Genomic DNA, 14,177 nt, shown 5'->3' on the forward strand with positions numbered 1-14,177 from the left:
TAAAAGATGAGCTTATGAGTTTGCTGCGCAATTCTCGATCAGAGTAACACATCAATTCTTATGAAAAGTTCTTGGGTAAATGGAAAATTTACAATGAAAGAAAAAGCGGGGTTGTTTCGGTATGTCTCGTAAAAAAAGCCATGTTGCACAGAACCCAATTTGTTGAGGAAGAAACTGCTCAACAAATTGAATTAATGAGATAAAATCGGTTGGTGTTTTTTCTAGAATAAAACGGAACAGGGGAAAATCGTCATACAAGAAGGAAAATACACCGCCCGGGGGTTGCCAGACGGTGGGAGTTAGCTATCGTTATTCAAGTCTAGATTGCAACCGGAGCCTTGATAGCAGGATGAGGGTCATAACCTTCGATTTCGAAATCTTCAAAATTATAATCAAACAAAGAGGCAGGTTTGCGTTTGATGATCAATTTTGGCAAGGCGCGAGGTTCACGACCGAGTTGCAGATGAGTCTGTTCCATGTGATTGCTATAAAGGTGAGTATCCCCCCCCGTCCAGACAAAATCACCCACTTCGAGATCACACTGCTGGGCCATCATATGGACCAGCAGGGCGTAGCTGGCAATATTGAACGGTAAACCGAGGAATACGTCACATGAGCGCTGATACAGCTGACAAGAAAGCTTGCCGTCTGCGACATAAAACTGGAAGAAAGCGTGGCAAGGCGCCAACGCCATCTGATCAAGTTCGCCCACGTTCCAGGCAGAAACAATAATACGTCGTGAATTAGGATCCTGCTTGAGCTGGTTTACAACGTTGGCAAGCTGATCGATCTGCTTGCCGTCGGGAGCACCCCATGCGCGCCACTGCTTACCATAAACAGGGCCAAGGGAGCCGTTTTCATCGGCCCATTCGTCCCAAATGGTGACTTTGTTATCACGCAGATAATCAATATTGGTTTCACCTTTCAGGAACCATAACAGTTCGTGAATGATAGAACGTAAATGGCAGCGCTTGGTGGTCACCAGCGGAAAACCTTCTTGCAGATTGAAACGCATCTGATGGCCAAAAATCGACAATGTCCCTGTACCGGTACGGTCGGCTTTAGGTGTGCCTTCATCAAGCACTCGCTGCATTAATTCCAGATACTGTTTCATATTACCTCAAGACAATTGTTTCTGCGGACGACGATAGGCCCAGATGACCATAATGATACCAAAGACAATCATCGGAATGGAGAGAATCTGCCCCATGCTGATCACACCGTCGAATAAACCAAGTTGAGCATCGGGCTGACGGAAGTGCTCAACGATGATTCGGAAGGCACCGTAGAAAATAAGGAACAAACCGGAGACGCTGCCCATCGGACGCGGCTTACGAATGAACAGGTTGAGGATGATAAACAGCACTACGCCCTCAAGCAGCAGTTCATAAATTTGCGACGGGTGACGCGGCAATACACCGTATTGATTCAGCAGCGGCTGCAAACTAGGATTAGCCGCGGCAATAGCGACGTCTTCATCATGTGAACCCGGGAAAAGCATAGCCCAAGGTACATCGGTAGTGACTCGGCCCCAAAGCTCGCCGTTGATGAAGTTACCCAGACGACCCGCACCGAGTCCAAAAGGGATCAGTGGTGCAATAAAGTCGGAAACCTGGAAGAAAGTGCGCTTGGTTCTGCGAGCAAACCACAGCATGACTACGATTACGCCAATCAAACCGCCGTGGAACGACATGCCGCCATCCCAAACTTTAAACAGATACAGTGGGTTATCAAGGAAAAGAGGCAGATTGTAGAACAGCACGTAACCTACACGTCCGCCGATAAAGACGCCAAGGAAGCCGGCATAAAGTAGATTTTCAACTTCTTCCTTTTTCCAGCCACTGCCCGGTTTGTTAGCACGACGGACGGCAAGCCACATGGCAAATACAAAACCCACGAGGTACATCAAGCCGTACCAGTGAAGTGAAACCGGTCCGAGTGAGAAAATCACTGGATCAAACTTGGGAAACGCCAGATAGCTGTTACTCATCTATCACCACAAATTGATTGTTGTTGTGGGCCAAAAGCTTAATTTAATCAGAATTATATCCTAAGTAATTGAAGTTGAAGCTTCAACGACATCGGATGTAAAAATGAAGGGCTCAAGGCCAGAGGAGCAAATGATAGCATAAGAGAGAAGAAGTCTGGTTCAACAGCGCTGGAAAAGAACTGTAAAAAAAAGTCTCGTTATTTTGTAACTCTCTAGCAAAACGAGACTTTTTTTGTTCAAAAAACAACCAACCTACCGTTACTTACCGCCGCGGATAAGTCCGCCCAAGCCACGGCGTTCCATAAAGGCCGCCGTCATATGGCGCACTTCTGCAGTAAACTGCGCCTTCAGCACGCGGTGTGCCAGCTCCTGCGCATCGGCAATATCAATTTGGCGCAGCAAGAACTTCACTCTGGCGACACTGCGTCCGTTCATACTGATATTACGAAAGCCCAAGCCGACCAGTAAAAGTGCGCCCATTGGATCACCCGCCATTTCACCGCACAGGCTAACATCGATACCCGCTGCTGTACTTTCGACAACAATTTGATTCAGAACACGTAGCATCGCGGGATGTAGGCTGTCATAGAGCCCCGCAACGCGAGTATTATTGCGGTCAACCGCCAATAAGTATTGCGTCAGGTCATTGGTACCGACGGAGATAAAATCGACTCGGCCAGCAAGCTCAGGCAGCATAAATACCATCGACGGTACTTCAATCATCACGCCAATACGCGGTTTCGGCTGCGCGTAACCTAACGCTTCTTCCACTTCACGTCCGGCGCGATCGATTAATCGGCGCGCTTCATCAATTTCTTCGAGACTGGTGATCATCGGCAATAAAATACCCAGATTACCGGTCGCGGCATTGGCGCGCAGCATAGCCCTAACCTGGATAAGGAAGATCTCTGGCTGATCGAGCGTAATGCGAATTCCGCGCCAGCCCAAACAAGGATTTTCTTCGCTGATTGGCATGTAGGGAAGCTGCTTATCAGAGCCAATGTCCAGAGTACGCAAAGTAACCGGCTTGGCTGGGAACAGCTGCAGCATGCCCTGATACTGCGCAACTTGCTCTTCTTCAGAAGGAAAACCGCTTTGCAGCATAAAAGGAATTTCAGTGCGATAGAGACCAATCCCGTCCACTCTGCCGCCAAACAGTTTTTCATGGTCAGCGCTAAGGCCGGCATTGAGCATCACCTGTACCCGCTCACCGCTTTGCATTTTAGCCGGTTGTTCTACATCACTTTCAGCGCGCTCACTCAGCTCCATCTCTTCGCTGATCAAGCGGCGATATTCATTAACCAGTACAGGTTCGGGATCGATTAACAGCTCACCGCGATAGCCATCGACAATCAGTTGCCGCTGGTTGAGCAGCGACGGCTGAATGTCTGCCCCCATAACCGTGGGTACGCCCATCGCACGAACAAGGATCGCCGCATGAGAGTTGGCGGCACCGTCGCGAACCACTACGCCCTTAAGGCGCTCCTGTGGAACTTCAGCCAGCAGCGTCGCAGTGAGCTCGTCGGCAACCAGAATAAAGTTTTCAGGCCACTGCGTGTCACCTTGGGCAGTGTCATCAAGATGAAACACCAGTCGCTGCCCAAGTGCACGCAAGTCGCTGCCCCGCTCTCGCAGGTAAGTATCTTGCAAGCTGGCAAACTGGGCTGCGAATTTCTCGACCACCTTTTTTACTGCCCACTCGGCTACTGCACCCTGATCGACTTCAATAAATAATTCGCGCTTGAGCCTGGCATCGTTTAACAGATGAGAATAGAGATCGAAAATTGCGGCGCTTTCTTTCTGCGCACTGGCGGTAAAACGCTTACTGAACCGGCGAAACTCTGCCCCCGCGTCTTCTAGCGCGCGGGTTAAACGCTCGCGCTCGCGGACGGGGTCAAGCGTTGACGCCATGTAAACATTGTCTAGAGAAGGTTGGCTACTGTCCTGCCAGCCGGTCCCGATAGCCACGCCGGGCGATGCGGCCAGCGCTTTGACCCGAGTCTGACGGAATCGCCCATAAAGGACGTTAAGCTGGGCCTGTGAAAGGATCGCCGCCATTTGCGTGGCCAGCGTGACCATGAAGGACTCTTCACTTTCATCAAACTGACGATGTTCACGCTGCTGAATAACCAGCACGCCCAACAGCTGGCGTCGATGGATAACCGGCACCCCAAGGAAAGAACGGAATAAATCTTCTTTAACCTGAGGAATATATTTAAAACTGGGATGGCTTTGTGCATCAGCGAGGTTGATGGGTTCTGCCAGACGGCCTACTAGTCCGACAATCCCTTCATCAAATGCGAGTGCAATAGTTCGCCCGCGAGGCTTTTTCAAGCCTCGCGTAGCCATCAGGTAGTAACAACGACGATCGTTATCAGCGAGATAAATCGAACACACTTCCGTGTCCATCGCCTGACAGGTTTCATTAACTAAAACATCCAGCGCATCATTCAGGCTGGACGCCATGGCTACCTTTTCAACTATTTCTCGCAACCGCGTAAGCATTTCTTCGTGACTTAGCCTCTTTTTCGACGATAAGCGGGAGTTGTGCGGTTAATTGGCACTTCCTGCATTGGCATCACCGTTGTGGAAAACTCTTTCATCACCCGGCGATATACGTCACGTTTAAATGATACAACTTGACGTACCGGATACCAAAAACTCACCCAGCGCCACCCGTCAAACTCGGGCGTGCTGCTGCGTTGCATATTGATGTCTGCATCATTACACATGAGTTGTAACAGGAACCATTTTTGCTTTTGGCCGATACAGACCGGCTTTGTGTCCCAACGCACCAAACGTTTTGGCAATTTATAACGTAACCAGTTGCGGGTCGAAGCCAGAATACGAACGTCTTTTCTACTTAGTCCCACTTCTTCAAACAGTTCACGATACATGGCTTGCTCAGCCGTTTCTCCGGGGTTAATGCCTCCCTGTGGAAACTGCCATGAGTGCTGTCCATACCGACGGGCCCACAACACTTGCCCCTGCTTGTCACAGATTACGATACCAACATTCGGGCGGTAGCCATCATCATCGATCACCGGACTACCTCGATAAGCTTAAAATGCATAGATAGTCTGATTGTTTCATACTACCAACAGGCGGTAAACCACTGGTTATCACTCTGTTCAAATGGGCAAAAGCGGGATAACTTTCGCAAAACATCGAAGTTATAAACAGCCAGCGCGGCATTTAAGGAATTTTATTCACTTTTTCTGTGGATAGATATGTGAAGAACATAAGAGTAAGAGGGGTAAAACTAATTTCGACCTGACGATCAGTTGCGAAAAAATTAAAATTAATCACATTAAAAACATGAAGTTACAATGATATCCACCGGTTTAAAACAGACCTTAACCTCAGACTTTACTCCCCAAGATCCTAAACTGGCGAAAGATCGCACAATGTTGATTTTATCCACAGATAATTAACTAAATCAGGTTACATATGGGACAAAACCTCATAAAAACCCCCTCGTCAAGCCTGTAAATGGAAACAGTGCTACCCAATACTGTGGGTTATCCCACAAATCTGTGGATAACTAGGGGGGTGATCCTGTTCATTATCTCCGTCAACAGGTGGTCAACTCTTCGAAAGACATTCCATAATCTACATAAAGGCGGAAAAAACCTATGGCAAATCATGCTATTATTAAGGTTAATCACAGCGCGCAGATTTAATTTTTTGTGCTCGCCAAGGCGTGTACGATTTTTAACCAAAAAGACTGAGACTTTTTTATGTCGATCCCCCTACCCGCCCTTCAACCTCCACAAGATGAACACGCTTTACTTTTTCGCGCTCAGTCGCTGGCAGGATACACGTTAGGAGAATTAGCCGAGCGGGCAAGCCTGGCTATTCCTCCGGATCTAAAACGTGAGAAAGGTTGGGTCGGTATGCTGCTTGAAGTGTATCTTGGCGCCAGTGCCGGGAGTAAACCCGAGCAAGACTTTCCTGAGATAGGCGTTGAGCTGAAAACCATCCCTGTTGACAACACCGGTAAACCGCTTGAAACCACCTTTGTGTGCGTTGCGCCATTAACCGGTAACAGCGGCGTCACCTGGCAGAGCAGTCACGTTAAACACAAGCTGACACGCGTGCTGTGGATACCGGTTGAAGGTGAAAGACAAATTCCCTTATCTGTTCGCCGAGTGGGTACGCCACTGCTGTGGAGCCCTTCCGTTGAGGAGAACGAACAGCTGCGCCAGGACTGGGAAGAGTTAATGGATCTTATCGTTCTGGGGAAAGTCGAAAGTATTACTGCACGCCACGGCGAGGTCCTGCAACTGCGCCCGAAAGCAGCAAACAATAAGGCGAGAACTGAGGCCATTGGTGAAAAAGGCCAGCCAATCATGACGTTGCCACGCGGTTTCTATTTAAAGAAAAGCTTTACCCGCCAACTGCTCGCCCGCCACTTCTTGCTTTAATCGTTAGCTTCCTCGTTACATTAGTCATTACATTCTGCAAATTGCCATTCTTTGCTAACATTAATGGGCAAGTCTAATCAGACCAATTCAAAGGGTTTTACAATGAAAAATTCTTTTAAACTCGTCAGCGCGATAGCGTTGGTATTTACCTTGGCGGGTTGTGCCAGTGATTACGTTATTGCGACTAAAGACGGCAACATGATTTTGACCAATGGTAAGCCTGAACTTGATAAAAGTACCGGTTTGCTAAGTTATGAAGACGCTCAGGGCAATGAACGGCAAATTAATAATGACCAGGTCACGCAGGTTATGAAACGCTAATACTGACTTCTTGAGCCGTCATGGCATCAAGACTTATGTGACGAGAACGACTCCCGGCGGCTTGCTCCGCCGGTATTTGTACTTGGCTTTAGCCAGACGTTATGGCAGTTCACCCCTTTTTTTCATGCCAGGCAATGCCACCGCAAGCTCCATTAATGCAATAACTGCCAATGCAGAAATAAACCAGAACTTACCGAGTTCAACCAGTATCCATCCCCCTATCGCCGGGAATCCAAATATCCCGATAAAATAGGCAACGACGAACCACGTTAATGCAGCGTGTCTGTTTTCCTGCGCCGATTCATTTATTGCCCACGTCTGAATAACCGGATAAGCCAGTCCGTAGCCCAGTCCGGTCAGAATAGCGGCCGCAATGTGAAACGACGGATGCATCCAGACACCCATTAATGCAATGAGACCCAAGGTCAGGCACGACAGCAGCGTAATTAGGAGTGGCCGACGCGGGATCACAGATAATCGATTGGCAAGCAGCAGCCTAGATGCCACAACGGTTATGGCATGCACTGCGTAAAAGGTGGCGGCCTTTAACTCGGTTCCTGCCAAAATAGAACTCTGAAACGACATCATTCCCGAAAATACGCAGCCGCCAAGCCCCACCATAATAATCGGACTTATCGCACTGCTGCGGGCGATCGTTGTGATTTTTCTGACCCAAGGCCGCAGTAAAGTTTCCTGCTGGCTGCGAGGTTCTCGCCAACCAAAAGAGAAAAACATTATTGAGGCGACAACACCCAGCAGCCCAACCCAGACAAAAGCAGTTTGGACAGACGTACTGGCTTGTTCAATCGCAACGTTGAGCAGAATAGGGCTGGCGCAAATCCCTGCCATTTGGAAGGCACTAAAGCGCGTAAACCAGTTTCCCCGCTCTGCGTCAGTGATGCGTTCTGACAGCGCCATCGGCGCGCTGATGTAAAACATGCCCCAACCCAAGCCAATTAGCAGCGCGGCAAAACGAATAACAACCTTGAGTTCGACATTGACGCAGCCAAACAGGACAAAACCGCCAGACATAGCCAACGCCGCTATCGCCGAAAGTCGCGAGGCTTCAATTCTACCTGAGAACCAGCCGACCAGAGGCACGCCAATCAGAGTGCCTATCAAAGCAAGCCCCAACGTCTGGCCGGCATCGATATCGCTGCCGCCCTGCAAGCGAAAAAACGCTGAAATCAGAAAGGTCGCACCGTAACCTCCCGCCATAAACAACGTGCCGAAAAGTAGAAAAAATGCCGACGATGTTCGCATAGATGAAACTCCATTTTTGATTTATTTAATTGGAAATGGAGTGGGGCACCATCGAACGCAGTTTTTTCACAGCCTCATTCATGCGTAGACATAAATAACTCACTTCATCTTCATGATTAAATCTCCCAAATCCAATGCGCACACTAGATTGTGAATTAACGTCATTTACGCCTATTTCTTTTAAAACATGAGAAGGCTTATCACTTCTCGATGTACATGCAGAGCCGGAAGATAGCGCTACTTCTGGAATTTCCAATAATAGTGTTCCCGCATCCACACCCAAAAATGAGATATTTAACAATCCAGGAACGATATTTTCAGGAATTTTTTCAGTAGAGAGTATATGAACTAAATGTTGCCTTGCAGAATCCTCGTGTATAACTGATATTTCACACAAAGCTATTTGATGCTTCTCTGAAACTGTTTCGTATAACTCCTGAATGCTATAATGTAAATTATTCAATCGCGGATTACGCTTTTGTGAATTAGTCAGCCCTTCTGCTAAAAACTGTAAACGGAAGATCCCAAGATGATCAAAAGCTACAGATATTCGTGGCAGATACCCCTCGCTTTCCTGAATTTTTTTAGCACATGATAAAGCCGCATCGAATGCCATCAATTGACAATCCACTGTCACCTCATTACTTTCATTAAAATAAACTCGCGAGTTTCCCGCAAGAATACTTACCCGTCCCTTAGGTTGAAACATACCCCCTCCTCCCTAAAAGAAAAATCAGTTTATACAAAGCGACATGAAATCACCCAGAGATTATACACCCACACTTTCCAAGATATTTAATCACTCGTCACATCAAAAGAAAAAACAATAATTCTAATCGTTATTTAATAAAATACCTTTGAAAAAATAAACATTAAAAAACAAAAAACAAAACTTTTGGCTAAAGATGAATTACTCACCCTCTATATTAGGAAGAAAATAACAATATGACGACAACGAGTCGATTTATCTTTTTAAGAGCAGTACATACATTGAAAGGTAGCAAAACGGGCGCTTTCCTGCTTTGCTCTTCCCCCTCTGGCATCGCTTGTATATAGTCAATACTGCGTGGCTGCTGCGATACGCGTTTTTTTGGCTATAACAAAGCAGGCCCCTGTCTATAGCGGGGCACAACATTGAAGCGCCAGCCAGACATTCTCAGACACTAAGGAAGACAGGCAATGCAATATCACCGTATACCCCACAGTTCTTTAGAAGTGAGCGTACTGGGATTGGGCACCATGACCTATGGTGAACAAAACAGTGAAGCCGAAGCTCATCAGCAACTCGATTATGCCCTTGCGGCGGGTATCAATCTGATCGATACCGCAGAGATGTATCCGGTTCCGCCACGCCCAGAAACTCAGGGTCTGACAGAAAGCTATATCGGTAGCTGGATCAAGGCGCGCGGAAACCGCGAGAAAATCATTCTGGCAAGTAAAGTTGCGGGGCCTTCTCGCGGCAACGATGCCTCAATTCGCCCAGGTCAGGTACTGGATCGCAAGAATATCCGCGCAGCGTTGGACGCCAGCCTGAAGCGTCTGAATACTGATTATCTCGACCTTTATCAGCTGCACTGGCCGCAGCGCCCAACTAACTTCTTCGGCAAGCTGGGTTATACCTACAGTGCGGATAATTCTGCAGTCACGCTGCTGGAAACACTGGAAGCGTTGAACGAACAGGTGCGTGCCGGTAAAATTCGCTACATCGGCGTGTCGAACGAAACGCCATGGGGCGTGATGCGCTATTTGCAGTTGGCGGAGAAGCACGACCTGCCGCGCATTGTTTCAATTCAAAACCCGTACAGCCTGCTTAACCGCAGTTTTGAAATTGGCTTGGCTGAAATTAGCCAGCACGAAGGCGTTGAACTGCTCGCATACTCAAGCCTGGCATTCGGTACACTGAGCGGCAAATATCTCAACGGCGCTAAACCGGCAGGTGCGCGTAATACGCTGTTCAGTCGCTTTACTCGTTACTCTTCTGCCCAGTCAGAGGCCGCGGTGGCCGAATATGTTGGTCTGGCCAAAAAGTTGAATCTGGATCCTTCGCAGATGGCGCTGGCGTTTGTTCGTCAACAGCCGTTTGTCGCGAGTACGTTGCTTGGTGCCACGACGCTGGAACAGTTGAAAATTAATATCGATAGTCAGGATTTAACGCTGGATGAAGAGGTGATCAACGCGCTGGAAGCTATCCACAAACGTTTCACTATTCCTGCACCTTAATCATCGCCCGATGGCGACACCCTCCCCCTCCCGATTGATGGGCAGGGGACTTTTATGTGATCCCCTACCGATGCGATAGGGGATTTTTCTATCACTCTCGTCGAGCTTATGTACGCTGCTGTTTAATTTGCCATAACCACAGTCCGGCAATTGCTAACGCAAATATCACCCCAAAGCCCACGCCAATCGCAATCACCGGTGCACCCAGCATCACCACCAGCGAGTACAACCCCAACATGAGCAACATTGCCGTGTTTTCGCCGAGGTTCTGCACCGCAATTGCATTTCCCGCACCTACCGTTTTTTTACCCAGATGCTGCAGTAACGCATTCAGCGGCACCACAAAGAAGCCCCCTAGGACCCCAATCAAAGCCAAAAGCACATACGCATTGATCATGCTGTGCTGAAGAGTAAATAACGTCACCACCACGCCAATACCGATGCCCGCAGGCAGACAGCGTTTAACCGTTTTAAGCGTTATCAGCCGTGCAGCGGCACCGGCACCTAGCACAATGCCGACTGCCACCATCGCGTTCAGCAGCGTAGGCGTAGTGTTATCCGTAATACCGAGTGCGACCGGTACCCACAGCACCAGCAGAAAACGCAGCGTCACGCCCGCGCCCCAAAACAAACTGGTGCCTACCAGCGAGAAACGCGTTTCACCATCGGCCCAAAGGGTGCGGCAGGCGCTGAAGAAGGTAGAAGACATTCGGCGCGGGTTCCAGGACTGCCCGGGGCGTGCCACCGCAAGTTTAGGGATAAAAATATTCGCCCCCACCGCGGCCGCATAGGCTAAACCGCAAATCATCAGTGCCGCGGTGATATGCCAGTCTGCCAATGCACCACCCGCTACGGATCCCAGTAAAATAGCCGCAATCGTCGAAGATTCCATCAGGCCATTCGCTTTAACCAGCTGATCGCCAGAGGTTATTTCACCAAGAATGCCATACTTGGCCGGTGAATAAGCAGCCGCGCCAACGCCAACCAGCCCGTAGCCGAGAAACGGGTTAAAACCGAAACAGATAACCAAAGCGCCCAGCAACTTTAGGCCATTGGAGAACATCATCACGCGCCCTTTGGCAAAGCTGTCGGCAAACTGACCGACGAAAGGGGCGAGAATAATATAGGCAGCGACAAAAGCCATTTGCAGCACCGGTTGGCTCCAGTCAGGGTAAAGTTCCTGCTTAATGAGCGCCAGCGTGGCAAACAGCAGCGCATTGTCACCGAAGGCAGATAAAAACTGCGCAACAATGACGGCAGTCATGCTACGGGACATCAAGGGAAATTCGCTCCCCAGCGGTTTACTCATGCTTTATTCTCCGGTGTTTCTGCCATGTCTCGCAGGGTAACAAAATCGGGTTTGCCACTGCCCAAAAGTGGTAACGCTTTAACCACACGAATATCGCGCGGTACAGCAAGCTCGGGGATGCCCAGCTCACGGGCACTTTTTGAAAGTTGCTCACGCGCCAACTGCGGGTCGGTGGTGAATAGCACCAGCGCTTCCCCTTTGGCGCTGTCGCTGCGCGAGGTGGCGGCATGTTGTCCGTCCGGTGAGGCATTAAGCGCAAGTAACTCAACGCTTTCAAGCGACACCATTTCACCGGCCAGTTTGGCAAAGCGTTTTACCCTCCCGCGAATGGCGCAGTAGCCCTGCTCATCAAGCGTAACGATATCACCCGTGTCATACCACCCTGCTTCCATCTCGCCTTGGGCATTTTCTGCAGCAGGTGTTTCAAGTACGCCGGGATTTTCGCCCCGTAAATAGCCTTTCATAATGTTGGGGCCGCGCAGCTGGAGACGCCCCCCCTTTTCGATACCCGGTACCGTCATCAGGCGCGACTGCATACCCGGCAAAATTTTACCCACAGTATTCACTTTAGCGGCCATCGGCACATTAATTGCCACTACGGGCGCGCATTCGGTCACGCCGTAGCCTTCAAGAATGCGCAGACCGAACTTATCCTGCCAGATTTGCTTAGTACTCTCAGCCAGCTTCTCTGCGCCGGCCACCACATAGCGCACACGTGCAAAATCATACGGATGAGCAAAACGGGCATAGTTGCCGAGAAAAGTTGAGGTGCCAAACAGCACAGTGCAGTTCTGGTCGTACACCAGTTCAGGCACAATGCGATAATGCAGCGGGCTTGGATATAAGAATACGCGTGCACCCGTGATTATGGGTGTAAACAACCCCACCGTCAGCCCAAAAGCGTGGAACAGCGGTAACGCCGACATGAATCGGTCACGCGGGGTAAAGTCGGCCACAGTACGAATTTGCTCAACGTTGGCAAGCAGGCTGGCGTGTGAGTGAACCACGCCCTTGGGATTGCCTTCCGACCCCGAAGTAAACAGCACCAACGCCGCATCGTCTGGCTGTTGATGCAGCATTGCACGACGCGGGAAAATCAGATGAAAGAGGATCCACAACTTGTCTTCGCGCGTCACCGTGTCTTTCAAGTCTTCCAGATAAACCCATTTAACCTCGGTAACCTGCTCCGGCAGGCTGGTCAGTTTTCCCTTTTCCAGAAACTGGCGCGAGGTGACGATGGTGTGAATCTGCGCCGCTTTCACCGCGCTTTTTATTCCTTTGGCACCGGAGGTGTAGTTCAGCAGCGCCGGAATACGATTGCGCATTGAGGCGCCCAAAATAGCTGCGGCGGTAATGGTTGCATTGGGCAAGAGCATGCCAATGTGCTCTCCCTCACGGGTAAAACGTTGCAGAATGCGGCTCACGCCGAGTGATTTTTTAAGCAATCCCTGATAGGTATCTTCTTTAAACGAGATATCGGCGATGCAGGGTTTACGGCGGCCATAGCGTGTTTGCGCGGATAACAGCGCCTGATACAGCGTTTCTGGAGGTCGAGTTGCCATTCTGGCTTCCATCATGATGCTGTGCAGTTGCTGTCCGGCCAGCACGCGGCGGTCACGCGCGCGCGGAGCTTCGGGCATTGTCACGGTTTGCGGCGGCAGTAAGTTAATCGTTATTTTGGGGAACCAGCGCAGTTTGAAGCTACCGAACAAGCGGCTGAAAACGGTGTACTCCGCGCCGTCAATGCGGATAGGAATAACTGTCGCCTGTGATTTTGCAGCGACAAAAGCCGCACCATCATAAATTTTCATGAGCGAACCGGTCACAGTAATACGCCCTTCAGGAAACACCACCACTGGCCGCCCTTTCTCTATTTCACGCACCAGACGCTTTATTGCCATCGGTTTGGTAGGATCAAGCGCCACAAAGTCGACGTAATTGCTGAGCCAGCGCATATACCAGCTTTCGCTAATAGTGGAGTAAACGGCAAAAACCGGTTTTATCGGCAGAAAAAGCACCAACAGCATCGCGTCAATAAACGAAACGTGGTTGGGAGTCAGCAATATTTTCGGATAGCTAAAAACGGCATCAGCAGGAGTTATGCTAATGCGGAATATCAGCTTAAACAGTGCGCGGAAAAATGAGTGTAGTAATCGATAGAGCATTCCGTTCTCCTCAAAATATACACCTATCCGAATGAGAACAGGCAGTTAACGAGGTTAGCATAGCGAAGCTTTCTTTGACGACAGCTATGGGATTTTAAGGAAAAAATCAGAACACAATAAGGATGAAATAAGGACAAAAAAAAACCTACGCATCTGCGTAGGTTGGTGCAATTTTAATCGGTTTCAACATGCAGAACATGTTGGATGATTCACCAATCAATACCTCTGGGACCACCAACATTAGAGAAACGCGAAGCAATGCACTACCTTTCAATCGCAAGAGTTGTGCGCAAACTGCAACCAACTGTAAAATTGACACAGGGAATGTAAAGCAGAAGTTTTATAAATGTGATCTCGGAGTTAATTTTGAAGGGCGGGCAAAAAAAAACCTACGCATCTGCGTAGGTTGGTGCAATTTTAATCGGTATCAACACACACACTGTATGTTGATGATTCACCAATCAATACCTCTGGGACTGATA

At 49.2% G+C, this 14,177-nt stretch carries 11 protein-coding genes; 3 read left to right on the top strand and 8 right to left on the bottom strand.

Annotation, left to right across the window (positions count from 1 at the left end; all coding sequences use genetic code 11):
• Positions 1 to 319: 319 nt before the first annotated feature.
• The 4 genes from thyA to rppH form a co-directional block, all read right to left on the bottom strand.
• A complete protein-coding gene (thyA, locus tag BS639_RS09230; protein ID WP_084982926.1) occupies positions 320 to 1,114 on the bottom strand; it encodes a thymidylate synthase in 795 nt (264 codons plus the stop codon).
• A gap of 6 nt (positions 1,115 to 1,120) precedes the next feature.
• Complete coding sequence (gene lgt / locus BS639_RS09235; protein WP_055772973.1) at positions 1,121 to 1,990, bottom strand: prolipoprotein diacylglyceryl transferase; 870 nt, start codon at positions 1,988 to 1,990, stop codon at positions 1,121 to 1,123.
• A 258-nt stretch (positions 1,991 to 2,248) separates the two neighbouring features.
• Entirely contained in the window at positions 2,249 to 4,495 is a 2,247-nt protein-coding gene (gene ptsP, locus BS639_RS09240) for a phosphoenolpyruvate--protein phosphotransferase (protein WP_084982927.1), read from the bottom strand.
• Positions 4,496 to 4,506: 11 nt separating this feature from the next.
• Positions 4,507 to 5,034: an RNA pyrophosphohydrolase gene (gene rppH / locus BS639_RS09245; protein ID WP_055772967.1), complete on the bottom strand. Its 528-nt coding sequence runs from the start codon at positions 5,032 to 5,034 to the stop codon at positions 4,507 to 4,509.
• A gap of 696 nt (positions 5,035 to 5,730) precedes the next feature.
• On the opposite strand from rppH, the gene mutH reads away from it, so the two are divergent.
• Both mutH and BS639_RS09255 read left to right on the top strand, forming a co-directional pair.
• On the top strand, positions 5,731 to 6,417 hold the full coding sequence (gene mutH / locus BS639_RS09250; protein ID WP_084982928.1) for a DNA mismatch repair endonuclease MutH: 687 nt from the start codon (positions 5,731 to 5,733) through the stop codon (positions 6,415 to 6,417).
• A gap of 102 nt (positions 6,418 to 6,519) precedes the next feature.
• Positions 6,520 to 6,738, top strand: a complete 219-nt coding sequence (locus BS639_RS09255) for a YgdI/YgdR family lipoprotein (RefSeq protein ID WP_084982929.1) — start codon at positions 6,520 to 6,522, stop codon at positions 6,736 to 6,738.
• A gap of 99 nt (positions 6,739 to 6,837) precedes the next feature.
• Here the strand turns inward: BS639_RS09255 and BS639_RS09260 are convergent, their stop codons facing one another.
• Together BS639_RS09260 and BS639_RS25040 are read right to left on the bottom strand one after the other, a co-directional pair.
• A complete protein-coding gene (locus tag BS639_RS09260; RefSeq protein ID WP_084982930.1) occupies positions 6,838 to 8,001 on the bottom strand; it encodes an MFS transporter in 1,164 nt (387 codons plus the stop codon).
• A gap of 25 nt (positions 8,002 to 8,026) precedes the next feature.
• Complete coding sequence (locus BS639_RS25040; RefSeq protein ID WP_193791628.1) at positions 8,027 to 8,710, bottom strand: hypothetical protein; 684 nt, start codon at positions 8,708 to 8,710, stop codon at positions 8,027 to 8,029.
• Positions 8,711 to 9,180: 470 nt separating this feature from the next.
• On the opposite strand from BS639_RS25040, the gene BS639_RS09270 reads away from it, so the two are divergent.
• Entirely contained in the window at positions 9,181 to 10,221 is a 1,041-nt protein-coding gene (locus tag BS639_RS09270) for an NADP(H)-dependent aldo-keto reductase (protein ID WP_055772951.1), read from the top strand.
• Between the two features lie 106 nt (positions 10,222 to 10,327).
• Here BS639_RS09270 and lplT read toward each other — a convergent pair whose 3' ends face one another.
• Entirely contained in the window at positions 10,328 to 11,530 is a 1,203-nt protein-coding gene (gene lplT / locus BS639_RS09275; protein ID WP_084982931.1) for a lysophospholipid transporter LplT, read from the bottom strand.
• Entirely contained in the window at positions 11,527 to 13,695 is a 2,169-nt protein-coding gene (gene aas / locus BS639_RS09280) for a bifunctional acyl-ACP--phospholipid O-acyltransferase/long-chain-fatty-acid--ACP ligase (protein WP_084982932.1), read from the bottom strand. Before aas ends, lplT begins: the two co-directional genes overlap by 4 nt.
• Between the last annotated feature and the right edge of the window lie 482 nt (positions 13,696 to 14,177).

The organism is Rouxiella silvae, from assembly GCF_002093625.1.
Taxonomy (GTDB): domain Bacteria; phylum Pseudomonadota; class Gammaproteobacteria; order Enterobacterales; family Enterobacteriaceae; genus Rouxiella; species Rouxiella silvae.

What these genes read in the sequence shown, in the direction of transcription:
- thyA (WP_084982926.1), bottom strand. Translation starts at nt 1,114, where the DNA reads ATGAAACAGTATCTGGAATTAATGCAGCGAGTGCTTGATGAAGGCACA.
- lgt (WP_055772973.1), bottom strand. Translation starts at nt 1,990, where the DNA reads ATGAGTAACAGCTATCTGGCGTTTCCCAAGTTTGATCCAGTGATTTTC.
- ptsP (WP_084982927.1), bottom strand. Translation starts at nt 4,495, where the DNA reads ATGCTTACGCGGTTGCGAGAAATAGTTGAAAAGGTAGCCATGGCGTCC.
- mutH (WP_084982928.1), top strand. Translation starts at nt 5,731, where the DNA reads ATGTCGATCCCCCTACCCGCCCTTCAACCTCCACAAGATGAACACGCT.
- BS639_RS09255 (WP_084982929.1), top strand. Translation starts at nt 6,520, where the DNA reads ATGAAAAATTCTTTTAAACTCGTCAGCGCGATAGCGTTGGTATTTACC.
- BS639_RS09260 (WP_084982930.1), bottom strand. Translation starts at nt 8,001, where the DNA reads ATGCGAACATCGTCGGCATTTTTTCTACTTTTCGGCACGTTGTTTATG.
- BS639_RS25040 (WP_193791628.1), bottom strand. Translation starts at nt 8,710, where the DNA reads ATGTTTCAACCTAAGGGACGGGTAAGTATTCTTGCGGGAAACTCGCGA.
- BS639_RS09270 (WP_055772951.1), top strand. Translation starts at nt 9,181, where the DNA reads ATGCAATATCACCGTATACCCCACAGTTCTTTAGAAGTGAGCGTACTG.
- lplT (WP_084982931.1), bottom strand. Translation starts at nt 11,530, where the DNA reads ATGAGTAAACCGCTGGGGAGCGAATTTCCCTTGATGTCCCGTAGCATG.
- aas (WP_084982932.1), bottom strand. Translation starts at nt 13,695, where the DNA reads ATGCTCTATCGATTACTACACTCATTTTTCCGCGCACTGTTTAAGCTG.